Here is a 24574-nt window from a genome sequence, read left to right as displayed (position 1 = left end):
CTGCGCTGCGGATAGGGTCGAGCGTATGAAGGTTACCCGACGCTGGCATGGTCAAGGTCTATCAAGTGGCACCGAGCCATTAGCGATTTAAACGGGTTTTTTTGTGGCTGGCTTGCTTTAATGGGGCCTCACCGTCATCCAGTGTCGATGGAGTCCTGACATGGAAATCACCGGTAGCTCCGCCTTCTACGCCGGCCTAGGCGCCATTCACACTGGTCAGAATCGCGTCGACCAGGCCGCCAGCCAGATCGCCAATTCCACCGCCGAACGTTCCGCCACCAGTCAATCGAGTGATTTTCAGGCCGAGCGGCTGCGTGCCGTCGACAGAAGTCAGCAAATGGACATGGCCACCAGCACCGTGCAAATGGCCTTGGGCAGAACCGAAGTCGAGCTTGGCGCCAAAGTCGTCAAGGCATCCGACGAAATGCTGGGTCGTATCATCGATACCTATGCCTGACGGTCGATAGCGCGTTCTCGCCTGACACGCAACGCTCGGAAGCTTGCACTGCCTCGTTTCCTCTTCTCCGCTTGAAGTGTCCTCGTTCCTGCGGGGACGCAGGCATGTGTGCGGATGGCAGATTCGTCATTTTTCGTGGCGTAAATGGCATCGTGGGGCCTTCTTGACATCCGGCAGCGGTAAACGTAAGTTTCAAACAACTGTTTGATAGACCCTGCCGCGTGTGCCGGTCCCCCACAGAACTCACCTAGAGGTTCATCGCCATGCCTGACTACAAAGCCCCCCTGCGTGATATTCGCTTCGTACGTGACGAACTGCTCGGCTACGAGGCGCACTATCAAAGCCTGCCAGGCTGTCAGGACGCCACGCCCGACATGGTGGACGCGATCCTCGAGGAAGGTGCGAAGTTCTGTGAGCAGGTACTGTCGCCGCTCAACCGCGTAGGCGATCAGGAAGGTTGCACCTGGAGCGAGTCGGGCGTGAAGACGCCGACCGGTTTCAAGGAAGCCTACCAGCAGTTCGTCGAAGGCGGCTGGCCAAGCCTGGCGCACGATGTGGAGCATGGTGGTCAGGGCCTGCCCGAGTCGCTGGGCCTGGCCCTGAGCGAAATGGTAGGCGGTGCCAACTGGTCCTGGGGCATGTACCCAGGCTTGTCCCACGGCGCGATGAACACGATCTCGGCCCACGGTACTGCCGAACAGCAGCACACCTACCTGACCAAGCTGGTTTCGGGTGAGTGGACCGGCACCATGTGCCTGACCGAACCCCATTGCGGCACCGACTTGGGCATGCTGCGCACCAAGGCCGAACCCCAGGCCGACGGCAGCTACAAAGTCAGCGGTACCAAGATCTTCATTTCGGCCGGTGAGCACGACATGGCCGAGAACATCGTGCACATCGTGCTGGCACGCCTGCCTGATGCACCGGCTGGTACCAAGGGTATTTCCCTGTTCATCGTGCCGAAGTTCCTGCCTAACGCCGAAGGCGCAGCGGGTGAGCGCAATGGTGTGAGCTGCGGCTCCCTTGAGCACAAGATGGGCATCCATGGCAATGCCACTTGCGTGATGAACTTCGACGCAGCCACTGGTTACCTGATTGGCCCGGCCAACAAAGGCCTGAACTGCATGTTCACCTTCATGAACACGGCACGCCTGGGTACTGCGCTGCAAGGTCTGGCCCATGCCGAAGTGGCCTTCCAGGGGGGCTTGAAGTACGCCCGCGAGCGCCTGCAAATGCGCTCGCTGACCGGGCCCAAGGCGCCTGAGAAGGCCGCCGACCCGATCATCGTCCACCCGGATGTGCGTCGTATGCTCTTGACCATGAAGGCCTTTGCCGAAGGCACCCGTGCGATGGTGTACTTCACCGCCAAGCAGGTGGACATCGTCAAGTACAGCCAGGACGAGGAAGAGCGCAAGAAGGCCGATGCCTTGCTGGCGTTCCTGACCCCAATCGCCAAGGCCTTCATGACCGAAGTAGGCTTCGAGGCTGCCAACCATGGGGTTCAGGTCTACGGTGGGCACGGCTTCATCGCCGAGTGGGGCATGGAGCAGAACGTTCGTGACAGCCGTATTTCCATGCTGTACGAGGGCACCACAGGTATCCAGGCCCTGGACTTGCTGGGCCGCAAGGTGCTGATGACCCAAGGCGAGGCCCTGAAGGGCTTTACCAAGATCGTGCACAAGTTCTGCCAGTCGCAGGAAGGCAACGAAGCCGTCAACGAGTTCGTTCAGCCCCTGGCCGCGTTGAACAAGGAATGGGGTGAGCTGACCATGAAGGTAGGCATGGCCGCCATGAAGGACCGTGAGGAAGTTGGCGCGGCCTCGGTGGACTACCTCATGTACTCCGGCTACGCCTGCCTGGCTTACTTCTGGGCCGACATCGCCCGGTTGGCTGCCGAAAAGCTGGCAGCAGGTACCAGTGAAGCGGCGTTCTACACCGCCAAGCTGCAGACGGCACGCTTCTACTTCCAGCGCATCCTGCCGCGCACCCGCACGCATGTGGCTGCCATGCTGTCCGGTGCGGACAACCTGATGGCCATGGACGAAGAACACTTCGGCCTGGCTTACTGAGTTACCTCAGGTTGTACGCGAACCGTCTGCTCCGGCAGACGGTTTTTTTATGTCTGGCGCAAGCCAATAGCAAAGGTGCTCAAGTGTACGGGTGAATGGCCGATCAACTAAGGGCACAATGCCACTATTGGTCTGCCAGGTTGGAATTGCCTTTGCTTCGCCTTGACGCTGTTCGCGCAATCCACTTCGTACCCTCTCTCGTCTTGCTGGGGGCAGGCTTGGCTGCGGCTTACGTCAAGGACCTCAGCGTTTTCTTCACGTCGCTTTTCAATGTTTTGCCAACCCTCGTGCTGTTGATGGGTGGCGCCTATTGCGCGGTATACAGGCGCCAGCGGGAGCTGTTTCTGATGCTCACGGTGTACATCGCCTATTTCCTGCTCGATACCCAGACCGACTTCTACCGGGACAACGGCCGCGTTCGTGAAGATGCTGCCGTGATCTTTCACCTGGTGTGCCTGCTGCTACCGGCGTTGTATGGCCTTTATGGCATCTGGCAGGAGCGCACGCATCTGCTCCAGGACCTGGTCGCCCGGTGTGCGGTGCTGGTGGCCACGGCCGCGGTGGCGGCAGGCTTCGAGCAAAGCTTTCCCGAGGCGTTGCTGGCCAGCCTGGCGGAAATCCGCTGGCCGGTCCTGCACGGCCAGTGGATGAGCCTGATCCAGCTGGCCTACCCGGTGTTCATGGGCATGCTGGCGTTACTCGTCGTGCAGTACCTGCGTGCGCCCAGGCCCCTGCATGGCGCCTTGATCGTGGGCCAAGTCGGTATTTTCTGGATGCTGCCCAAGACGTTCGTGTTGCCCTTCACGCTTAACATCATGTGCAGTCAGGTCATGCTGATGATTGCCACGGCAGTCGCCCATGAAGCGTACCAGATGGCGTTTCGTGACGAGCTCACCGGGTTGCCGGGCCGTCGCGCGCTCAATGAGCGCCTGCAGCGACTAGGGCGCTCCTATGTGATTGCCATGGCCGACGTGGACCATTTCAAGCGCTTCAACGATACCCACGGGCATGATGTCGGCGACCAGGTATTGCGCCTCGTCGCCAGCCGGCTTGGCAAGGTCAAAGGGGGAGGCCGCGCCTATCGCTACGGCGGCGAAGAATTCGCCGTGGTGTTCGCGGGCAAGACGGCCGAGCAGTGCGTGCCGCATCTGGAAGCGGTTCGAGAGGCGATCGCCGGCTATGCCATGCACTTGCGTGACCAAAGTGCGCGTCCGCTGGATGACAACACCGGGCGCCAGCGCCGCGCGGGCAGCAGTGGCGACACGGTTACGGTGACCATCAGCCTGGGTGTGGCCGAGCGGCAGGGCGACAACCGTAGCGTTGATGAGGTGCTCAAGGCTGCCGACCAGGCGCTGTATGCCGCCAAGGCCGCAGGGCGCAATTGTTTGATGGTTCACGGCCTGAGAAACCGTCGTGGAGCGGTGCGGGAAGCGTGACCATTGCTGACTCTACAGTCTGTTGATGACCCTATGTGTCGTAAAAGTTGTTCGGTTACACTGGTTCCACTACCCGTGCTGCGGTACTCATCGCCGCCCGTCCTGACCAGCGAGAGGTTGTCATGGCTGAATATAAAGCGCCCCTGCGCGACATGCGCTTCGTACTGAATGAAGTCTTCAACGTAGGCCAGCAGTGGGCGCAACTGCCGGGCCTGGCCGAGTTGGTCGATGCCGAGACGGCCATGGCGGTGCTCGAAGAGGCGGGCAAGGTCACTGCACGCAGCATCGCACCGCTTAGCCGCGCTGCCGACGAGGAAGGCTGCCGCTGGGACAATGGCGCGGTGCATACGCCCGCAGGATTCATCGAAGCCTATGACACCTATGCTCAAGGTGGCTGGGTAGGCGTGGGTGGTGACCCAGCCTTCGGCGGCATGGGCATGCCCAAGGCGGTATCGGCCCAAGTCGAGGAGATGGTCAACGCAGCCAGCCTGTCGTTTGGCTTGTACCCCATGCTCACCGCAGGCGCCTGCCTGTCGATCAACGCGCACGCCGACGAGGCGCTCAAGCACACGTATTTGCCGAACATGTATTCAGGTCTGTGGGCAGGCTCCATGTGCCTGACCGAACCCCATGCGGGCACTGACCTTGGCATGATCCGAACCAAGGCCGAGCCTCAGGCTGACGGCAGCTACCGGGTGACCGGCACCAAGATCTTCATCACCGGTGGCGAGCACGACCTGACCGAGAACATCATTCATCTGGTCCTGGCCAAGCTACCGGACGCACCGGCGGGCCCCAAGGGGATCTCCCTGTTTCTGGTCCCCAAATTCCTGGTCAACGACGACGGCAGCCTGGGTGCCCGCAACCCGGCGACCTGCGGGTCCATCGAGCACAAGATGGGTATCCAGGCCTCGGCCACCTGCGTGATGAATTTCGACGAGGCGGTCGGCTACATCGTTGGGGAGCCCAACAAGGGCCTGGCCGCGATGTTCACCATGATGAACTACGAGCGGCTTGGCGTTGGTATCCAGGGGCTCGCCTCGGCCGAGCGCTCTTATCAGAATGCTGTCGACTATGCCCGCGAGCGCCTGCAAAGTCGTGCGCCGACTGGGCCGCAAGCCAAGGAAAAGCCTGCTGACCCGATCATCGTGCACCCGGATGTGCGGCGCATGCTGCTGACCATGAAGGCGCTGACCGAGGGCGGGCGGGCGTTTTCCAGCTACGTGGCCATGCAGCTGGACAGCGCCAAATACGCGCAAGACAGTGCCGTACGCAAGCGCAGCGAAGAATTGGTCGCGCTGTTAACTCCTGTGGCCAAGGCATTTCTGACGGACCTGGGCCTTGAGTGCACCCTTCACGGCCAGCAAGTGTTCGGTGGGCACGGGTATATCCGCGAATGGGGGCAGGAGCAGCTGGTGCGCGATGTGCGCATTACCCAAATCTACGAAGGCACCAATGGTATCCAGGCGCTGGACTTGATGGGCCGCAAGGTGGTGGCCAGTGGTGGCGCGTACTACCAGTTGTTCTCCGACGAAGTGCGTCAGTTCATTGCCGGTGCCGGGGCTGACATGGCTGCGTTTACCGCTCCCCTAGGCGCCGCGCTCGACCAGCTGGACGGTGTGACCGACTGGGTGCTGCAACAAGCCAAGGGCAATCCGAACGAGATCGGGGCAGCGTCGGTTGAATACCTGCATGCCTTCGGCTATGTCGCCTATGCCTACATGTGGGCATTGATGGCCCAGGCTGCCCTGGCAGGCGAGGGTGATGAAGCGTTCTACCAAGGCAAGCTCGGCACGGCACGCTTCTATTTTGCTCGCTTGCTGCCGCGCGTCGACTCGCTCATCGCCTCGGTCAAGGCGGGTAGCGAAACGCTGTACCTGTTGGATGCGGAGCAGTTCTAGGACTGGCGCAGACGTTGATACGGCCGTAGCTAAGGGCGCCCGCTTCAGGGTGGGCGCCACTACAAAGGGTGCAGATAGGGATGATTACCCTTTGTAAGCCTTTTCCTACAGCACGTGGTGACTTTTCACCACTGTTCTCAGATTGGATCCAGGGTTATCTTTATTCCATGGACGTTGCGCAGGAAGCGCATAGGACAGATCACGGAAGACGACGAAGGATTTCCTGCCAGGATGGTGGGGCGATACGGATGTCACAGGGAAACAGTCTGAAGAACCCCGCCTCGGCGGGGTTTTTCTTGTGCGTCACGTTCAGCCCAGTGCATCGAGTGGCGAAGCCGCCGGTCCACGCAAGTCAGTCTCTTCTTCGAGCAGGCCACGCAGAAGTTCTATTGAGGCCTGCTGACGCTGAGCGTCACGGAACACCAGGCCTACCTTCAAGGGCACCCTGGGTTCACTCAACGGCTTCCACAGCAGCCCTTGCTGCGCCTGTTCGGCTTCCTTGGCCCGCCCCGGCAGGATGGTCGCCAGTGAGGTGTGCGATAGGCTGTCGAGAATGCCTGCCATGTTATTCATTTCTGCCTGAACCTGCGGGCGACGACCTTGGCTGGCCAGCTGTGCCTGCCAGATCTGACGCATCTGGAATTCCTCGCCCAGCATCAGCATGGGCAGTTCCGCCGCCTGGCGGATCGACACCTTCTTGAAGTCCTTGAGCGGGTGGGTCGCTGGGATGACCAACTGCAATTCGTCCTCGTACAACAACACGCCATGCAGCCCAGGTTGGCGCGCGGGCAGGTAGCTGATGCCGATGTCCAACGTGCCGCTGATCAGGCGCTTCTCGATTTCCAACCCCGACAACTCATAGATCTGCACTACCAGGTGCGGCTGGGCCTTTCGCAGTCGTTCCAGAAGCTGCGGTACCAGGCTCGGCCGAACCGTTTGCAAGACGCCGATCGCCAGGGTTCGCAGTGCCTGCCCCTTGAAGTTTCGCATCGCCTCGTGGGCCCTTTGCAAGCCATCGAGCAAGGGCAGGGCATGGTTGTACAAGGTGTGCGCCGCCAGTGTAGGCAGCAGGCGCTTGTTACTGCGCTCGAACAGGCTTAGGTCCAGGCCATGCTCGAGCTGGCGAATCTGCTGAGACAGGGCCGGCTGAGACAATGACAGGCGCTCGGCGGCACGCCCGACATGGCCTTCTTCGTAGACCGCGACGAAATAACGCAGTTGGCGAAAATCCATAAGTTCTACTTATTGAAAATACTGCTAAATCGAAATGTCGGAATCAGTATCCGGCGCCTAGTCTATCGCGGTATAACAACGGGTTACAGGCTTTACGAGGACCTTATTTTTACCACGGTCTGACTCCCTATCCATAGGCACGGCATTTCACTTCAATTAAGGCCGTTCCAGCCCTGCCCATCATCCAAGCGTGCATAACTTCGATGAACCTGTTCAACCTTCGCCGTCCAGCGCGTGCTGTCGGGACTGAAACGTTGCCTGAGCCAGCACGCGCTCGGCCTCGTATTGATGCCAAGGCCCCTGACTCACCTGTTTTCATCAGAGGGCAAGGTGCGTGGCTTTGGGACGACCAAGGCCAAGCCTGTCTGGACTTCAACCAAGGCGACGGGGTCAACACGCTGGGGCACAGCCCCGAGTCGATCGTCAAAGCGGTGGCGAACCAGGCTCAGGCCTTGATCAATCCGGGTGTGGGGCGCTCGCACGAGGGCGTTCTGGCATTGAGCGACCAGCTCTGCCAAGCGACCGGGAGTGAACGTGCCCTGCTTTTCGACAGCGCGGCACAGGCACATGAAGCCGCTATTCGCCTGGCTCGCCACTGGGGTGAACGCCACCGCCACGGCGCGGGCCATATCATCGTTGCCCGCCAGGGCGGGGAAGACGTGTACGGTGTGCCTGTGGCCAGCAGTGCAAGCCATAGCAAAACGGAACACGCCCATCTGAGTCATGTGCCGTTCAATGACCTGGCTGCACTGCACGCCGCAGTCGAGTCGCGCACGGTAGCCATCGTGTTGGAACCATTGCAAAGTCAGGGTGCGATCGTTCTTGCAACCGCCGAATACCTCAAGGGCGCAGAGGCCCTTTGCCGCGAGCTGGGCATTCTGCTGATTCTTGATGAAGCGCGCACAGGCATGGGCCGCTGCGGTGCATTGCTGGCCGAAACCCTGTACGGCGTGCAAGCCGACATCTTGGTGCTGGGTGCCGGCCTTGGTGGGGGTGTGCCACTTGCCGCTGTGCTGGTGCGCAACAGCGCTTGCTGCTCGCCGTTGGCAGGGCTGCCGGGTGCCCGGTACAGCAATGCGGTGACGGCCGCAGCAGGCCTGGCAGTCCTGAAGACGGTGCTGGATGCAGGCTTCCTTGAGCACGTGCAGGACACTGGCCGTCATCTACGTGAGGGACTTAGCCGCCTGGCGGGCCGCTTTGGCCAGGGCCAGGTCTGCGGGAGTGGGCTGTTGTGGACGTTGCAGCTCAGTGATCCCCTGGCACGGGCGTTGGAGCGTGCGGCATTGCAAGAGTGCCTGCTGGTCGGTGCGCCCCAGGCCGATGTGCTGCGGTTCTCGCCGGCGCTAACGGTGACCCGCGGCAATGTCGACGAAATGCTGTTGAGGCTTTCGCGCGCGTTCGCGCGACTGCACGCTGTCCAGGCCTCGGGACGAAAGATGCCCGCCTAGTCCACCCACGTAAAACCGAACCGTCTGGCGTTTCTGCGCACCGCCCCGGGCCTGTCACATTCGGCCCTGGGCGTTTTTTTTGGCTGTGGAACCTCTGCAAGCGGCGGCGAGTCTGTGATGTAACCCCTTACGGAGAGACTCGCATGGACATTATCCGGATTATCATCGCAATCATTCTGCCGCCCTTGGGCGTGTTTCTGCAGGTGGGGTTTGGTGGAGCCTTCTGGCTGAACATTCTGCTGACCTTGCTGGGCTATATCCCAGGCATCGTGCACGCGGTGTACATCATCGCCAGGCGCTGAATTCCGTGCGGCTCACGGATAGCCGTGAGCCGCCGGCTTAATGCTGCTCAAGCACCTTGCAGTAGAATCGCCATTCCTGATCGAGCGCATGCTCCAGGTTACGGGCCTTGCGAAACCCGTGCCGCTCGCCCTTGTAGAAATGTGCCTGGGCTTCGATGCCATTGGCATTGAGCGCTGCGAGCATGGCGCGGGTCTGCTCTGGCACCACGACCGCATCCAGTTCCCCTTGAAAGAACACCACCGGCACCTTGATTCGCTCGGCGTGCAGCAGCGGCGTGCGCTGCCGGTAGCGCTCGGCATCCTGGACCGGATCACCGATCAGCCAGTCCAGGTAGTCACCCTCGAACTTGTGCGTGGCACGCGCCAGTGCCACCGGGTCGCTGACGCCATACAGGCTCGCGCCTGCCCGGAATACGTCCGTGAACGCCAGTGCGCAAAGAGCGGTGTAGCCGCCGGCGCTGCCGCCCCGGATGAACACCTGGGTCCTGTCGATCAGGCCATCGGCAGCCAGACGCTCGACGGCTGAGCAGGCATCTTCTACATCGCTTTGGCCCCAACGCAGGTGCAGGACATGGCGGTACTCACGGCCATAGCCACTACTGCCGCGGTAGTTGAGGTCGGCAACGGCGAAACCTCGGTGGGTCCAGAACTGGATTCTCGGGTCGAGCACGGGATAGCAGGCCGAGGTCGGGCCGCCATGAACGAAGACGATCAGCGGCGATGGCGTGATATTGCCGGCAGCCGGATAGAAAAAGCCATGGGCCAGCGCCTCTCCAGCCCCGCAATGAAATGACTGGGGCAAGCTGATCCGATGCGCCGGTAATACCTCGGCGCCACCGGCCAGTACGTTCACTTCATGGGTGTCACGGGCAATCGCAATGACCGCCGCAGGGCTGATAGGCGAGGCGGCGATGGCATACACGCAGGTGGCGTCCATGGCCAGGTGGCGGAAGCGGGTATAGGCGCTGGCGAACCGCTCGCTGCGACCATCGGGCGTGCGCAGGCCCAGTTGCCCGAAACCTGCTTCGAACCAAGTGGCCAGGTAATGCTGTGGCCCGAGTGCCAGCCAGGTACTGGCGCCCAGTTGCCACGGTGCTGCGGCATGGTCGGCAGGCTCGCTTGCCAGCGCTTGCCAGCTGCCATCAAGCTCACCCCACGGCTGCCAGAAACTGTTGCGATCGGACAGGCAGTACAGGCGGTTAGCCGTATCGAAGCGAGGTTGCTGCAGCGATTCATCGCCCGCTGCTACCGTTTGCGCTGCCCCCCATTGGCCGCTGGCCTCGCGACGGCAGGTCATCAGCCGCGTTACCGTCCACGGCTGCGCCGGGCGGTCCCATTCGATCCAGGCCAGGCGCTGCCCGTCCGGGCTGACCGTGGGCGAGGCGTAGAAATCGGCGCCTTCGGCCAGCACCTGACGCGTCCCCTCGGCCAAAGCCACCAGGCGGTGCTCCACGGTTTCGCCATGGCGCTCCTCCACAGCCAGAGCCTGCCCGTCATGCCATTGCACATCGCCATAGCGGCAGGCGGGGTCCTGGGTAAGGGGGCGCGGCGGCGTGTTGTCCAAGGGCTGGGTGTAAACCTGCTGGTCCTTCTCGTTGACGAACACGAGGCCGTCCCCGCCCAGGCAGAAACTGCCCCCACCATATTCGTAGACACGGCTGCGTACACTGAAGCCGTCCGGGGTCAGGCAACGTGCCTGGTGATGATGCCAGTGCCAGATGCGGCAAGCGTCGTCGGCCGGCCGAAATTCAACCCAGAACAGGCCGGCATCACCGACCTTGAGTTCGGCAAAATCGGTGCCGGCGGCGACGGCCTGGGCGGCGGTGAATTCAGCCTCGGGCGATGACACGGGAGTTTCGTTCATTTCGGAAAGTCATCTGATCTATGGCGAGGTCGGCGCTTTGCGCCTGCTCGCGGGCCTTGAGGATCAAGCCGTGGTCGGGCGACTTGGCACATACCGGGTCGGCATTGCTGGCATCACCGGTGAGCATGAAGGCCTGACAGCGGCAGCCACCAAAATCCTTCTCCTTTTCATCGCAGGAGCGGCAGGGTTCCGGCATCCATTGGTAGCCACGGAAGCGGTTGAAACCGAACGACTCATACCAGATGTGTCGCAGGTCATGCTCACGCACGTTGGGGAACTGCACCGGCAACTGACGGGCCCCATGGCACGGCAGGGCGGTGCCGTCGGGGGTGATGGTCAGGAACAGGTTGCCCCAGCCGTTCATGCAGGCCTTGGGCCGCTCTTCGTAGTAGTCCGGCGTGACGAAGATCAGCTTGCACGGGTTGCCTTCGGTCTTGAGCTTGTCGCGATACTCGTTGGTAATCCGCTCGGCCCGCTCCAGCTGATCACGGGTGGGCAACAGCCCAACCCGGTTAAGGTGCGCCCAACCGTAGAACTGGCACGTGGCCAGTTCGACGAAATCCGCATCCAGGGCGATGCACAACTCGATGATGCGGTCGATCTTGTCGATGTTGTGCCGGTGGGTGACGAAGTTGAGCACCATGGGGTAACCATGGGCCTTCACGGCGCGGGCCATTTCCAACTTCTGTGCGAACGCCTTTCGGGAACCGGCCAGCAGGTTGTTCACCTGCTCGTCGCTGGCCTGGAAGCTGATCTGGATATGGTCCAGGCCGGCCTGCTTGAAGGCGGCGATGCGCGCCTCGGTCAAGCCGATACCCGAGGTAATCAGGTTGGTGTAGTACCCCAGCCGGCGGGCCTCGGCGATCAGCTCGGCGAGGTCCTGGCGAACCAGCGGCTCGCCCCCGGAAAACCCAATCTGCGCGGCGCCCATCTCGCGGGCCTGGGCCATGACCTTGAACCACTGCGCAGTGCTCAACTCCTGGCCCTGGGCTGCGAAATCCAGGGGGTTGGAGCAATAGGGGCACTGCAGCGGGCAGCGGTAGGTCAACTCGGCCAGCAGCCACAGCGGCAGGCCGACCTCGGGCGTGGGCGGTAGCTCAGGCAAGCTCGATCCAGTGTTCGGCACGGGCCACCTCCATGAACTGCTCGATATCGTCGGCCACTTCCGGCACATCGGGGAATTGCTGCTGGAGTGCGTCGATGATGGCTGCCACATTGCGCTGGCCGTCGATCAACCCACCGATCAGGCTGGCGCTTTCGTTGAGCTTGATCATGCCTTCAGGGTAGAGCAGTACATGGCCTTTCTGGGCAGGCTCGTACTGGAAGCGGTAACCCTGGCGCCACCTGGGCACTTGCTGACGATCGAATTTCATAGAGTGATTCCTTTATGCCACACCCGCTCCTGGGTGACGGAGTGATAGGGCGGCCGGTTCAGCTCATAGGCCATGCTCATGGCATCGAGCATGCTCCACAGGATGTCCAGCTTGAACTGGAGGATTTCCAGCATACGCTGCTGCCCAGCCCAGGTGGTGTAGTGCTGCAAGGTAATGGCTAGGCCATGCTCAACATCGCGGCGAGCCTGGCCAAGGCGCGTGCGGAAATACGCGTAGCCTGCCGGGTCGATCCAGGGGTAGTGCTGCGGCCAGCTGTCCAGGCGTGATTGGTGGATCTGCGGGGCGAAGAGTTCGGTCAGCGAGCTGCTGGCCGCTTCCTGCCAGCTGGCGCGACGGGCAAAATTCACGTAGGCATCCACGGCAAAGCGCACCCCCGGCAATACCAATTCCTGTGAGCGCAACTGCTCAGGGTCAAGGCCAACCGCCTGGCCCAGGCGCAGCCAGGCTTCGATGCCGCCGTCTTCACCAGGTGCGCCATCATGGTCGAGCAAGCGCTGTATCCACTCCCGGCGTACCTCGCGATCCGGGCAATTGGCCAGGATGGCGGCGTCCTTCATCGGGATGTTGACCTGGTAATAGAAGCGGTTGGCTACCCAACCCTGGATCTGTTCGCGGGTAGCACGGCCTTCATACATGGCTACGTGGTAGGGATGGTGAATGTGGTAGTAGGCGCCCTTGGCGCGCAGGGCCTGCTCGAACTCGGCAGGGGACATTGGCAGTGCATCGCTCATTCGGCTGGCTCCTGGAAGGCTGGGGTGGCAGGCAGGCCCGTTACAACTCGATGCTCATGCCGTCGAAGGCTACTTCCACACCGCGGCGCAGCACTTCGGCGCGCTCGGGTGAGTCTTCGTCGAGAATCGGGTTGGTGTTGTTGATGTGGATGAGCACTTTGCGCTGGCGCGCAAAGCCGTCGAGTACTTCGAGCATGCCGCCGGCGCCGTTCTGGGCCAGGTGCCCCATTTCACGGCCGGTACGCGTGCCCACCCCGCGGCGCTGCATCTCGTCGTCCTCCCACAAGGTGCCATCGACCAGCAGACAATCGGCGCCTTGCATCATCTCCAGCAACTGCTCGTCCACCTGGCCAAGGCCCGGGGCATAGAACAGCTTGCCACCGGTGCGGGTGTCCTCCACCAGCAGGCCAAGGTTGTCGCCTGGGTGCGGGTCGAAGCGGTGTGGGGAATAGGGCGGTGCCGCACTGCGCAGCGGGAAAGGGGTGAACCGCAGGTTAGGGCAGGCCTGGATGACGAAACTGCCTTCAAGCTCGATTCGGTTCCATTGCAGGCCGCCGTTCCAGTGGCTGAGCATGGTGAACAGCGGAAAGCCGGTGGTCAGGTCCTGGTGGACCATGTCCGTGCACCAGACCGGGTGCGGGCAACCTTCGCGCAGGCTGAGCAGGCCAGTGGTGTGATCGATCTGGCTGTCTAGCAGGATGATGGCGTCTATGCCGGTATCGCGCAGACCTCGGGCAGGCTGCATGGGCGCGAAGGCCTGGAGCTGTGCACGAATGTCTGGCGAAGCGTTGCACAACACCCAATGCACACCGTCGTCTGACAGGGCGATGGATGACTGGGTGCGGGCAGTGGCCCGCAGGGTACCGTCCCTGAAGCCCTTGCAGTTGTCGCAGTTGCAGTTCCACTGCGGAAACCCGCCACCGGCGGCCGAGCCGAGAACCTGGATATACATGGGTGCTCTCTATGCTGTGCGGAAAGTCGTGTCCAAAAAACGAAAACGCCCCGGCAGGCCGAGGCGTCGTACCCTAAGCCGTGCTTAGCGGTTGGCGAAGTACATGGTGACTTCGAAGCCGATACGCAGGTCAGTGTATGCAGGTTTGGTCCACATGGGATTACTCCTTCCGAATGGGTTTGAGGAACGCTTGACTACTACTTGGGTACCGCCATAGGCAGGAGGTTCCCTGAATCAGGGTTGCGCTATCTTACAAGAAAACCGTTCATCCGAAGACTGTGTATCAGGAAAGTAGCGTTGCACCAGGTGCAACAATCTCGCGCTGCTGCGCCTGAAAGTCAGGTGGCGCGGCAGCGTTGGCCAGACAGGTCCAGGGCGCCTGCCCATCGAGCAATGCATCCTGTAGCCTTTCCAGATCATGCTGCCGCACGTTGAGGATAGCCTTGCGTACGTCATCTAGCGTCCGGGGTTGTGTAGCCAGGTGTGTCTGCCAGGCCCACTCCACAACCTCGACATTGCTCATGACCACTTCATCGAACTGATCGGCCAGCAGTTGCTGCGAGGGAACGTCCAGCGTGACGCGCTCGCGCAATAGCGTGACCACCTGTTCCAGAATCATGTCCGGGCTGGCGTGAGGCGATTGAACGCCGATCATCAGCCCGTGCACCCCCTCCACCTGGCGCAAGGCGCTGAACACCGCATAGCCCAGTTGCAGCTCGACCCGCAGACGTTGATAGACAGGGCCTTGCAACAGGTGAGCCAGCAGCCTGCCCGTTGCCTCCATGCCCGCTGGCAGAGGGCAGAACACCAGCAAGGCATGTTCGCTGCCGTACCCGCCCACCGTGTACCAACGACGGGTGAGCGGCGGAACGGGAACAGGCGCGCCGCCATGGCCGGGCAGGCCTTGCAGGACGGCTGACAGTGCCTGCTGTGCATCTGCATCGAAACCGACGGCCAGCCCGTGCCAGGTGACCTGCTGCCAGAGCCTGTCGAGTTGGGGCTGGCTCTGTCGTGACCCGGCCACCGCTTGCACGTCGAGGCCTGCCACGGCGTTTGGCAACTGTTCCAGCAATGCCCTGATGGGCATGGGTTGGCTGGGTGGCCCAGCACGGTCAGCCCAACAGTCGGCCGGCGGGGCCTTCAACAAGGGCAGGGCAATCCCGATGGCGGTGACCACGGCCGAGGCTACGCCTGCACAGCGCAGCTCCCATCCCTGGCCCGCTCCGCTGAACTGTAGTTGTACCGAGGCGCGCTCACAGCGCGCTTTGAGTGGGGCAAGGGCTTGGTCCAGAACAGCATGCAGTGATTCCTTCAAAGCAAGGGGCACCTGCCAGCGTACAAGCAGGGCGGCGTGCTGACGCGCGGTGGGCAAGGCGTCGCTGATGCTCAGCCCGCCGGGTAACGAACACTCACCGGTTTCAGGCAACCGCGTGTGCAGCAATGGCTCGCTCAAAGGGAACTGCCAACGGCCCAGGTCGGAACGTGGCAAGCTCGCCAGAAGCGCAGTAAAGGCGTGCTGCCCTTGTGTATCAAGCGCGGTGAAGGGAAGCCCTGCGCTGTCCCTGCGTGCCAGTTCCATGGCGCTGGCGCTGTGCTCACGGCGCCTTTGCAAACGCCCGAATTCTCGATTGAGTTGCGCAAAATCCGCGTTCTGCATGTATCCGAACCAGCCGTGCAGCAGGGCCATGGCCTGCCCAGTTGGCATACCGGCGCCCAGCGTCAGGTCAATGTGCCAGAGCAACTGCCCGGCAAAGGCGTAGAGCGTTTCCACCTTGATGGCCTGCAACCCGCAGTGCTGGCGCGCGGCCGCGAGCCACATGCCGGGGCGACTGTCGTTCAGACAACTGATCAGCAGCGCCAGGGCCTGCTCAGCGCCGGCCGGCATCTGCTCATGGGCGAACAGTTGCCGGTTGCAGCTTGTGCCCAATGGGGGTGGAGGGCGCTGTAACACGCGCGTGCCGCTGGCGAACAGTCGAGCGGATTGCACGGCCAACTGTTCCAGCTCATCCAGGGACTGAGGGCCGCTCACCGCCAGCACCATCTGACCACCCTGGTAATAGCCTCGGTGAAACTCGCTCAACGCTCGCTGGAAGGCGGGGTCTTGCAGCGGCAAGGTATAACGGTTACCGGCCTGGAAGGCCCGCAACGGATGCCCCGGCGCCACGGATTGCAGCAAGGCATGATGCGCCTGGGCCTGGCGGCTACGCGACCAGGCGATGAATTCGGCGTGGATCACTTCGCGCTCGTCGCGTTGGCGGGCGATGGCCAGGTCCGGCTCGGCCAGCATTTGGCACAGCCGCATCAAACCGCCCGCCAAGGCTGTGGGCGGGGTTTCGAAGAAGAAGTCCGTCGTCCGCTCGCGGGTACTGGCATTGACTTGGCCGCCAAGCGCTTGCACGTAGCGCATCAGGCCATCTTCCAGGGGATAACGCGTTGTGCCCAGAAAGAACAGGTGCTCGAGAAAATGCGCCAGCCCAGGCCATTTGGCAGGGGCATCATGGCTGCCCGCGTGCACCCTGAGCGCCGCCGCCGCGCGCTTGAGACGAGGGGCGTGGCGCAGGGTGAGCTGCAGGCCGTTGGCAAGGGTGAGCTGGCGGATGGTGTCAGGCATGGGGGCTCCGTGTGGTCCGACCATGCTAGCCTGCAAGCGGTGCGCTGTCAGTGATCCTGCTGGGGCATTCGTCCGTGTAAGGCCTGACGCAGGTCGGTGAGGTAGGGGAAGGCCCGACGGCCCTGCACCACGGCTTGCTGTTCCAGCTCGGCCAGCAGCAGGCACTCTTCATGGCCTGCCATGCGCAATACGCCGCCATCCGGGCCGACGATGCTGCTTTGTCCGCAATAGGCGATGGCGTCTTCTGCGCCGCAGTAGTTGGCATACACCAGGTAACACTGGTTTTCCTGGGCCCGTGTCCGCACCGTCACTTGGCAAACGAAGTCGTAGGGCTGCATGTTGGCCGTCGGGACCAGGATCAGTTCGGCGCCGGCCAAGGCCAGCCGACGGGCATTTTCCGGGAACTCGATGTCGTAGCAAATCAGCAGGCCGACTTTCCAGCCGTCCAGCTCGACGACCGGAAAGTGATCCGGCCCCTGCTCGAACATCGTGCGATCGAGCTCGCCGAACAGGTGCGTCTTGCGGTAGTTGCAAAGGCGGCGGCCATCGGCAGCGATCAATTGCACACTGTTGAAAACGGCACCGTTCGGATCCCGTTCCGGATAGCCGTAGGCGATGGCGATACCGCAGGTGCGCGCGGTCTGCACGATGTGCTGTGCTGACGGGCCATCGCAGGCTTCGGCCAGTTGCTGCACCTGAGCCGAGCCGATGTTGTAGCCGGTCAGGAACATTTCCGGGCAAACCAGCAATGACGCGCCCTGGTCGGCTGCCAACTGAGCCTGATCGCGCAGCCGCTGCAGGTTGCCAGGCACATCCAGCGGGTCAGGTAGGGCTTGGAACAAGGCTATGCGCATGACAGCTCCTGGGTCAGTCGGCCAGCGCGATCGGGCCGATCTCGTCGAACACATCGCCCGGCCCCGGGTTCTCGGGGTGGGTGTGCCCGCCGAAGTGATTGATGATACCCCACACCGCATTGAGCGACGTCTGCACGGCGCCCTCTACCCAGGCAGGCGTCCACGACACATCGTCGCCGGCAATGAAGATGCCGCGTTGCTCGGCGGGCATGTTCTTTTGCATGAAGTGGGCGTACATGCGTTGGTTGTAGCGGTAATGACCCGGCAAGGCGCCCTTGAAGGCACCGAGGAAATACGGGTCCGCTTCCCACGAAACGGTGATCGGGTCGCCAATGATGTGGCCGGCGATGTCGGTTTTCGGATAGATCTTCTTCAGCGCGTCCAAGGCCAGCTGCACACGTTTCTCCACCGGGTGCGGCAGCATCTTCAAGGCATCGCTCATCCAGGCATAGGACAGGCAGATGACCCCCGGCTTGTCGTCGCCGTTATCGAACAGGTACGTCCCGCGGGTCAGGCGGTCGGTCAGGGTCATGCTCAGCAGGTCGCGGCCGGTTTCCGGGTCCTTGTCCTTCCAGAACGGCCTGTCGACCATGACGAAGGTTTTCGACGACTGCATGTAGCGGGTACGGTCCAGTGCCATCCACATTTTCTGGGAAAACAGCGATTCTTCGCAGTCGATCTGGGTGGTCAGTAACCACGTCTGGCAGGTGGCGAGCACAGCGCCGTAGTGGCGGGTGTCCCCCCAGTTGTCGGTGACGGCCAGGCGGCCATCGGCAGCGCGCTGGATCCGCTTGACCCCGGTGCGGGGTGCACCGCCATGCAGGGAACGCAAGCTGGTGCCCTCGGGCCAATGGGCGCAGCGCTCGGGCCGATGGCGCCAGATACCCTGCGGTACCTGCTCCACGCCGCCCACGATCAGATGCTGGTGGTCGTCGCAGTTGGTCATGACCACCCGGAAGATCTCCAGCATCGAGTTGGGGAAGTCCGAGTCCCAACCGCCTGTGCCGAAGCCCACTTGGCCGAATACTTCCCGGTGCAGAAAACTGAGCTTGGCGAACGAGCGCGAGGTGGCGACGAAGTCGTAGAAGGTGCGGTCGTCCCACAGCGGTACGAGTTTGTTCCACAGCGCCTTTAGGCGTGGTACATCGCGATCACGGATGGCTTGCTGGATATCGGCGAATTGCGCACCGCTTTCCAACGCGTCAGCCCAGGCATCAGCCACCTCATGGAACAGCTTGGGAAGATCGGCAGGGGTTTCGGCGTAGTAGGTCTGCCCTTCGAGGTCGATCACCGTGCTGCTGGAGGCCGAGCTCAATGGGTTAGGAAAGGGCTTGGTCTGCAACCCCAGTTTGTCCACGTAGTGATAGAACGCCGTGGACGACACCGGAAAGCGCATGCCACCCAACTCGGCGACGATGCCATCGGTGCCATTGAAGGCTTGCGAGCGCAGCCGGCCACCCAGCTTCGAGGCTTCGTACACCACTGGCTTGAGCCCCAGTTTCATGAGCTCGTAGGCGGCCACCAAGCCGGCGATTCCGGCGCCGATGATCGCGACTTCCTCGCCGTGGCGTTGCGCCGGAATCGTGCCCAGGCCCGCCGGATGCTCCAGCCAGTCATCGAAGGCGAATGGGAAGTCAGGGCCGAAAATGGTGATGGGTTTCTTGCCGTCGTCAGGGTGCCGGTTGTTCTTGTTCATTAAAGGACCTTGCCAGAGCGGCTGCGCGATGTGCTGAGCCTGAGTATAGGAGACGTCTGGCGGTCATTTTAGAGAGGGGGCATTTCGTTATTAAGAAGCAGAATGAGGTCGAAATGTCTCCTCTTTGGTCATAGTGGCGTGGTTTGTGAGTATTTTGACGAATTCATGTTTGTGAATACAGGTTTCAAAGCGCCTGACCGCGATCCACCTTGCTGCTGAGGATGATCGACGTGGTGGTTTTTTCGACGCCCTCGACGTTGCCGATCCGGTCCAGCAACTGGTCCAGTAGTTCCGGTGACTCCGTGTGCAGCCAGGCCACGTAGTCGAATTCACCGCTCACCGCGCACAACTGCCGCACAGCGGCCATCGCGCTTAGCCGTTTGACGACCTCTTTGCCCGAGCGTGGCTGCACCTTGATGCCCACATACGCCTGTAGCCCACCGCCCATCACCTGCTGCCCCAAGCGCACGCCGTAACCGGAAATCACCTTGTTCTTCTCCAACCGCTCGAGCCGTGAGTTGACCGTGGTGCGAGCGATGCCCAACTGGCGCGCGAGCATGGCTACGCTTTCGCGGGCATTGATCTGCAACAGGGCGATCAGCTGGCGGTCGATTTCATCCAGGGCAAATGGGCGAAGGTCTGGCATGGCGTGGCTCGGCGAGCGGAAGGGGGAGGTAGCCTAGCTAGCGTGGGTGGGTGGGGGCAAGGAGGAGTGAACGAGTGAACCCAGCCGTTCATTGCCTTCGCCACGGCTTGGTGTTGTGCTGCGGTGATGTCCTGCTTGGGGTCATGCTTGCCATTTTTCTCCAGCGACGCGCCGGTTTATCAATGAGTGGTATTCACTTGAGCCGATTAACCAGCCTATTCGGCTCATCAAATGAGCCGAATAGGCTGGTTAATCGGCTCATCAATTATTGATCGGACTAGGCTTGGCGCGGATTGCATCACCGTAAATAGCAAAAGCCGCGCGAATGCACGGCTTGGCAAAGGTTGGACCCATACGGACGCGAACCGTCCACCAAGGGATTAACAGTTGATGGCGATGTCCTCAAGCTAAGTCATTGAAAGCCATGCATAGACTCATTTAGCTTCCTGCTGCTGCGCCCGCTTCGGATCCACGCCGCCGCAGCCTGGGTGTGGCGGGTACGGTTCAAACCTGCCCAGCAGAGCCATTGTCTTGTTGGCTTCCATACACGCGTCTAGAATGGGAGGCCCTCGCAAGGCAGGAAACACTATGTGGTTCATGAACAAGAAAACGCTCAGTGCCGAGCAGGCGACTGCGCTTAATGACCAGGGCTGGGCGGCGTTCCGAGAGCAGGATCTGGACACCGCGCAGGAGTGCTTCGAAAACCTTGCCAAAGCGTGTCCCGACGACCCACGCTGGATGAATGGCGTTGGCGCGGTGAGCCTGGCGCGTGACGATCGCGCCGATGCCCATCGACACTTCCAGAGGGCTGCTGATCGTGACTATCCCGGCAGCCACTACAACCTCGGCATCATGGCCTACCAGGACGGTCATCACGACGTCGCCCGTCGACACTTCCAGAGGGCTGCCGAGCACGATTATCCGGGCAGTCACTACAACCTCGGCAGCATGGCCTTCCAGGAGGGTGATCACGACACCGCCCGCCAGTACTTCCAGAAAGCCGCCGAGTACGATTGTGCCCGTAGCCACTTCTACCTTGGCAGCATGGCCTATCAGGACGGCGATCACGATACCGCCGTCGAGCACCTCAACGACGCCGTGCGCCACGATCATCCAGAGGCGCTGAACCTGCTCGGCGACGTCCATCTGCATGCCGAACGTTATCCGCAGGCTGAGCAGGCCTACCGGCGCGCTGCCGAGTTGGGCAATGTCGACGGCTACAACAATCTTGGCCTTCTGTATTTGCAGCTCGAAGATTATCAGCAGGCCAAGCAGGCGTTGTTGCAGGCCCTGGAATCCGACCACGTCTACGCCCAGCACAACCTGGCTGTGGCCTATCACCGTTTGGGCGAGCTCGAGGCGGCAGAGCGCTGGTATCTGATCTCGTTCTCTCTGCACGGCAACCTGCAGTCGCTGGAGAACCTTGGGCATGTATATGGCGATACTGGGCGTGAGGTCGAGGGCCAGGCGCTGGTCGCGGCTTCCGACAAGCTCTATGAGGATCAGCCTCTCGATGATTACGAGCAGGCGTTGATCGACCGCTTGCTGGCCTGAGCCACGATGACCTTGCTGCTCGCGCCGCCGACCCAAAAAGCCGAAAGCCGCGCTAAGCGCGGCTTTGAATATGGTGGGCCCACACGGACTCGAACCGTGGACCAAAGGATTATGAGTCCTCTGCTCTAACCAACTGAGCTATAGGCCCTCAGTAGGAGGCGCGATTATAACGAGGGTTTCGCACCTGTGCCATCCGAAAGATCCGTTAGTGCTATACGAAGAAACCGCGCAGCGAATTCCTCCGGCAGCAAGGGCAGGCTGACGATGTAGCCTTGGATCTGCTCGCAGCCTTCGGTAGCCAGAAAACGCTGCTGGGCCTGGTTCTCGACGCCTTCGGCGATGATGGTCAGCTGCATGCTGCGGCCAAGCGCGATGATGGCGCGTGCGATGGCGGCATCGTGGGGGTCGTCGGGCAGGCCGCGGATGAAGGATTTGTCGATCTTGAGGATGTCCAGCGGCAGCCGCTTGAGGTAGCTCAACGACGAATAACCGGTGCCGAAATCGTCGATCGCCAGTTGCACGCCCAATTTCTTCAACTGGTGCAGCACCGCCAGGGCTTCTTCGGCCTGGCTCATGATGAAGTTCTCGGTGATCTCCAGCTGCAGGTCGCCGGCCTTGAGTTGGTGTTGCCTGAGCAGTACCTCGATGCGCCGTGCGAGGTTGGGTTGGCGCAGTTGCGCGCCGGCCAGGTTGATCGACAGCGGACCAAAGGGTTCGTACCGCTGTTTCCAGGCCTGCATCTGACGGCAGGCCTGTTCCAGTACCCACTCACCCAGTTGCAGGATGGTGCCGTTTTCCTCTGCCAGATGAATGAAATGCTCCGGTGGCACTTCGCCAAACGTCGGGTGGCTCCAGCGGATCAAGGCTTCGGCACCGACCAGGGTCTGGGTTTGCAGGCTGAGCTTGGGCTGGAAGCACAGGCTCATCTCGTTGCGTTCGATGGCCCGGCGCAGTTCGTGCTCCAAGGCGACACGCTCACTGGCCTGGGCGGTCAGGTCGCGGGTATAGACTTCCACCCGGTTGCGCCCCTTGGCCTTGGAGCGGTACATGGCGGCATCGGCGTTGCGGATGAGCGTGGCGACATCGCTGCCGTCGTGTGGGTAGAGGCTTATGCCAATGCTTGCGCTGGTGAAGAACTCATGCTCGCCGGCCTGGAAGGGAGCGTTGAAACAGGTCAGCAGCTTGTTGGCGATGGTGCTCGCGTCACTGGGCTTGTGCAGGCCAGGCAGCAGGATGATGAACTCGTCGCCCCCCAAACGCGCCACGGTGTCCACATCGCGCACCTGCTCTTTGAGACGCTGCGCGATACCCTTGAGCAGCAGGTCACCTACCGGATGGCCGAGGCTGTCGTTGATATGCTTGAAACGGTCCAGGTCCAGGAACAGCACGGCGCCCTGGCGGTTGGACAGTTGTCCACAGGTCAGCACGGCCTGGAGCCGATTTTCGAACAGGGTACGGTTGGGCAGGCCAGTGAGAGGGTCGTGATGTGCCTGGTAGTCCAGTTCGGCCTGGGCATGCTTGATACTGGAGATGTCGGCGAACACCGCTACAAAGTGCGTGATCTCGCGCTCGGCATTGCGCACGGCACTGATGGTCAGCCAGCTGGGGTACAGCTCGCCGTTCTTGCGTTTATTGTAGATCTCGCCCTGCCAGTGCCCTTCATCGGTCAGTTGATGCCACAGGGCAGCGTAGAAGGCGCTGTCATGCTGGCCCGAGGCGAGCAGGCGAGGGGTTTGGCCCAGCGCTTCGATCTCGCTGTACCCGGTGATTTCGCTGAAAGCACGGTTCACCGCACTGATGCGCTGGTCGATGTCGGTAATCAACACGCCCTCGGCGGTGTTTTCGAACACCGTGGCGGCCAGTTGCAGTTTTTCCTGCATCAGGTGGCGTTCGGTGATGTCCCGGGCGATGGTCAACATGCAGTCGGTGCCGGCGATTGGCAGCGGGCGCGCAGACAATTCGCATAGGCGAATCTGCCCGTCGCTACGGCGGATATGGCAGGTGAAGTCGCGTACGAAGCCCTCTCGGTTGAGCTGGTCGAGCAGGCGCTTGCGTTCGTTTAGGTCTACCCAGATGCCAAGGTCGAGCGACGTCTGGTCCAGGGTGGGGTGCAGGGCGTAGCCGGTAAGGCGGCAAAACCCGTCGTTGACCTCCAGCAGCAAGCCATCGTGCTGACGGGACAGCAACAGGCCATCTGGGGAGGCATGAAACGCCTTGGCGAACTTTTCCTCGGAAATCTGCAGTTGCTGCTGGGTTTCCTTGAGCTGGCTAATGTCGCGTACGGCGACCACCAGCGCAGGCGTGCCGTCGAGCTCGAAGGTTTCAGCGGACGTAAGCCCTGTGAACAACTGGCCGTTGCTGCGCCTGAAACTCATTTCCAGGTTGCGGATGCCGCCCAGGTGCAGGCGCTCCAGTAGGCGAGGCCCTGAACCCTCGACTGCCCATAGATTGAGCTCGGTCGCCGTCCGGCCGATGACCTGACCAGGCGTCAGGCCTATCTGCTCTTCGAACGCTTCGTTGACCTCCAGCAGGCAGCCGTCGCTGTGGCGAGCGATCAGTAAGATGTCCGGGCACTGCTGGAACACCGAGGCAAACTTCTGCTCGGACAGACGCAGTGCGTCTTCGGTGCGCTTGGTTTCGCTGATATCGATCATCAGGCCGCGCATGACGGGCTGGTGGCCATGCTTGATCATGCTGACGATGTTGCGTACCCACAACGCTTGGCCATCGGCACGAATTACCCGGTAATCCAGGCTGTGGTCGCGCCCGGCAGCAGTTTCGCTTTCGCAGTAGGCCTGGGCCCATAGCGCATCGTCAGGGTGCACGATGCTGCGCCAGAAGCCGGGCTTTAGCCAGTTGCTCAGCGGATAGCCGAGCAGGTCCTCGGCATGGGGCGATACATAGCTGTACGTGAAATCGTTTACGTCCGCTTCCCAGGCGATGGCTGAAAGGCTCTCGACCAGGCCACGGTAATGGTATTCGCTGCTGCGCAGCTCCTGCTCCAATGCGATGCGCCGGGAGATTTCGGAGCTCAGGCGCCGGTTGATACGCATGACCGTGGCCAGCACTAGTACCAGCAACAATACAGTAGGTACGCCATACACCACCAGATCGGACCAGAACATGCGCGCAGTGCCGTGTTGTGCGGAGGCTTGCGGGGGGGCGGGTTGTGCCGTGGTTTTGCCGGGTACCGCTACGGCAACGTACTCGGCGATCGGACTTGGTTGTTGCACTTGCGCAACGCCCGTCGTGGTCCACAGGCTCAGGGCCACCAGCAGGATGGCCGGCATCAGGGGCATAGCGGCCTCTCGCATTCAAATGGACTGAGTCGAGTGTAGACGGCCAATTAGCTCTGGGATGGGTGTCAGGGAGATTTTTTCAGGCTTAACAGGGCCTTGGAGACGGATGGCCAGCGGTATACGAAGC

General features: G+C 61.7%; 18 protein-coding genes, 1 tRNA gene and 1 pseudogene. 7 read left to right on the top strand and 13 right to left on the bottom strand.

Features of this window, described 5'->3' with window-relative positions; all coding sequences use genetic code 11:
- Positions 1 to 160: 160 nt before the first annotated feature.
- From FS777_RS03070 to FS777_RS03055, 4 genes are all read left to right on the top strand, one after another.
- Positions 161 to 457, top strand: coding sequence for a pyrroloquinoline quinone biosynthesis protein PqqE (locus FS777_RS03070; protein WP_145253952.1), 297 nt, complete (start codon positions 161 to 163; stop codon positions 455 to 457).
- Positions 458 to 720: 263 nt separating this feature from the next.
- Complete coding sequence (locus FS777_RS03065) at positions 721 to 2526, top strand: phenylacyl-CoA dehydrogenase (RefSeq protein WP_058639094.1); 1806 nt, start codon at positions 721 to 723, stop codon at positions 2524 to 2526.
- 152 nt (positions 2527 to 2678) lie between these two features.
- Complete coding sequence (locus FS777_RS03060; protein WP_145253949.1) at positions 2679 to 3962, top strand: diguanylate cyclase; 1284 nt, start codon at positions 2679 to 2681, stop codon at positions 3960 to 3962.
- Positions 3963 to 4084: 122 nt separating this feature from the next.
- Positions 4085 to 5863, top strand: coding sequence for an acyl-CoA dehydrogenase C-terminal domain-containing protein (locus tag FS777_RS03055; RefSeq protein ID WP_145253946.1), 1779 nt, complete (start codon positions 4085 to 4087; stop codon positions 5861 to 5863).
- 309 nt (positions 5864 to 6172) lie between these two features.
- Here the strand turns inward: FS777_RS03055 and FS777_RS03050 are convergent, their stop codons facing one another.
- On the bottom strand, positions 6173 to 7096 hold the full coding sequence (locus FS777_RS03050) for a LysR family transcriptional regulator (RefSeq protein ID WP_058603015.1): 924 nt from the start codon (positions 7094 to 7096) through the stop codon (positions 6173 to 6175).
- Positions 7097 to 7299: 203 nt separating this feature from the next.
- Between FS777_RS03050 and FS777_RS03045 the strand changes: the two genes are divergently transcribed.
- Together FS777_RS03045 and FS777_RS03040 are read left to right on the top strand one after the other, a co-directional pair.
- A complete protein-coding gene (locus tag FS777_RS03045; RefSeq protein ID WP_058639097.1) occupies positions 7300 to 8544 on the top strand; it encodes an aminotransferase class III-fold pyridoxal phosphate-dependent enzyme in 1245 nt (414 codons plus the stop codon).
- Positions 8545 to 8687: 143 nt separating this feature from the next.
- The gene (locus FS777_RS03040; protein WP_023532725.1) at positions 8688 to 8846 is read left to right on the top strand and encodes a YqaE/Pmp3 family membrane protein; all 159 of its coding nucleotides are present in this window, start codon (positions 8688 to 8690) and stop codon (positions 8844 to 8846) included.
- Between the two features lie 37 nt (positions 8847 to 8883).
- Here the strand turns inward: FS777_RS03040 and FS777_RS03035 are convergent, their stop codons facing one another.
- From FS777_RS03035 to FS777_RS02990, 10 genes are all read right to left on the bottom strand, one after another.
- A complete protein-coding gene (locus FS777_RS03035) occupies positions 8884 to 10710 on the bottom strand; it encodes a S9 family peptidase (RefSeq protein WP_145253943.1) in 1827 nt (608 codons plus the stop codon).
- A complete protein-coding gene (gene pqqE / locus FS777_RS03030; RefSeq protein ID WP_078479232.1) occupies positions 10676 to 11836 on the bottom strand; it encodes a pyrroloquinoline quinone biosynthesis protein PqqE in 1161 nt (386 codons plus the stop codon). The genes FS777_RS03035 and pqqE overlap by 35 nt, the downstream gene beginning before the upstream one ends.
- Complete coding sequence (gene pqqD, locus FS777_RS03025; protein WP_058639100.1) at positions 11808 to 12083, bottom strand: pyrroloquinoline quinone biosynthesis peptide chaperone PqqD; 276 nt, start codon at positions 12081 to 12083, stop codon at positions 11808 to 11810. Before pqqD ends, pqqE begins: the two co-directional genes overlap by 29 nt.
- A complete protein-coding gene (pqqC, locus tag FS777_RS03020) occupies positions 12080 to 12835 on the bottom strand; it encodes a pyrroloquinoline-quinone synthase PqqC (protein WP_023532576.1) in 756 nt (251 codons plus the stop codon). The genes pqqD and pqqC overlap by 4 nt, the downstream gene beginning before the upstream one ends.
- 40 nt (positions 12836 to 12875) lie before the next feature.
- Positions 12876 to 13787, bottom strand: coding sequence for a pyrroloquinoline quinone biosynthesis protein PqqB (gene pqqB, locus FS777_RS03015; RefSeq protein WP_078479231.1), 912 nt, complete (start codon positions 13785 to 13787; stop codon positions 12876 to 12878).
- Positions 13788 to 13871: 84 nt separating this feature from the next.
- On the bottom strand, positions 13872 to 13943 hold the full coding sequence (gene pqqA, locus FS777_RS03010; protein ID WP_003243383.1) for a pyrroloquinoline quinone precursor peptide PqqA: 72 nt from the start codon (positions 13941 to 13943) through the stop codon (positions 13872 to 13874).
- 127 nt (positions 13944 to 14070) lie between these two features.
- Entirely contained in the window at positions 14071 to 16398 is a 2328-nt protein-coding gene (gene pqqF / locus FS777_RS03005) for a pyrroloquinoline quinone biosynthesis protein PqqF (RefSeq protein ID WP_145253940.1), read from the bottom strand.
- Positions 16399 to 16445: 47 nt separating this feature from the next.
- Positions 16446 to 17252 carry a carbon-nitrogen hydrolase family protein gene (locus FS777_RS03000; protein ID WP_145253937.1) on the bottom strand — a complete coding sequence of 269 codons (807 nt, stop codon included), beginning with the start codon at positions 17250 to 17252 and terminating at the stop codon, positions 16446 to 16448.
- 13 nt (positions 17253 to 17265) lie between these two features.
- On the bottom strand, positions 17266 to 18948 hold the full coding sequence (locus tag FS777_RS02995) for an NAD(P)/FAD-dependent oxidoreductase (RefSeq protein ID WP_058639104.1): 1683 nt from the start codon (positions 18946 to 18948) through the stop codon (positions 17266 to 17268).
- A gap of 184 nt (positions 18949 to 19132) precedes the next feature.
- Positions 19133 to 19594, bottom strand: a complete 462-nt coding sequence (locus FS777_RS02990; RefSeq protein WP_058603024.1) for an Lrp/AsnC family transcriptional regulator — start codon at positions 19592 to 19594, stop codon at positions 19133 to 19135.
- A 597-nt stretch (positions 19595 to 20191) separates the two neighbouring features.
- Between FS777_RS02990 and FS777_RS02985 the strand changes: the two genes are divergently transcribed.
- Positions 20192 to 21148, top strand: a complete 957-nt coding sequence (locus FS777_RS02985) for a lipopolysaccharide assembly protein LapB (RefSeq protein WP_230375011.1) — start codon at positions 20192 to 20194, stop codon at positions 21146 to 21148.
- Positions 21149 to 21219: 71 nt separating this feature from the next.
- Here FS777_RS02985 and FS777_RS02980 read toward each other — a convergent pair.
- Together FS777_RS02980 and FS777_RS02975 are read right to left on the bottom strand one after the other, a co-directional pair.
- Positions 21220 to 21296: transfer RNA gene (locus FS777_RS02980), tRNA-Ile, on the bottom strand.
- A 16-nt stretch (positions 21297 to 21312) separates the two neighbouring features.
- Positions 21313 to 24276 (bottom strand): annotated as a pseudogene (locus FS777_RS02975) (EAL domain-containing protein); the annotation flags it as partial.
- Positions 24277 to 24574 lie beyond the last annotated feature (298 nt).

This window comes from Pseudomonas sp. DE0157, assembly GCF_007678615.1.
Taxonomy (GTDB): Bacteria; Pseudomonadota; Gammaproteobacteria; order Pseudomonadales; family Pseudomonadaceae; genus Aquipseudomonas; species Aquipseudomonas parafulva_B.
Note: the sequence above shows the minus strand (reverse complement) of the source record. Positions and strands in the feature narration are given on the sequence as shown.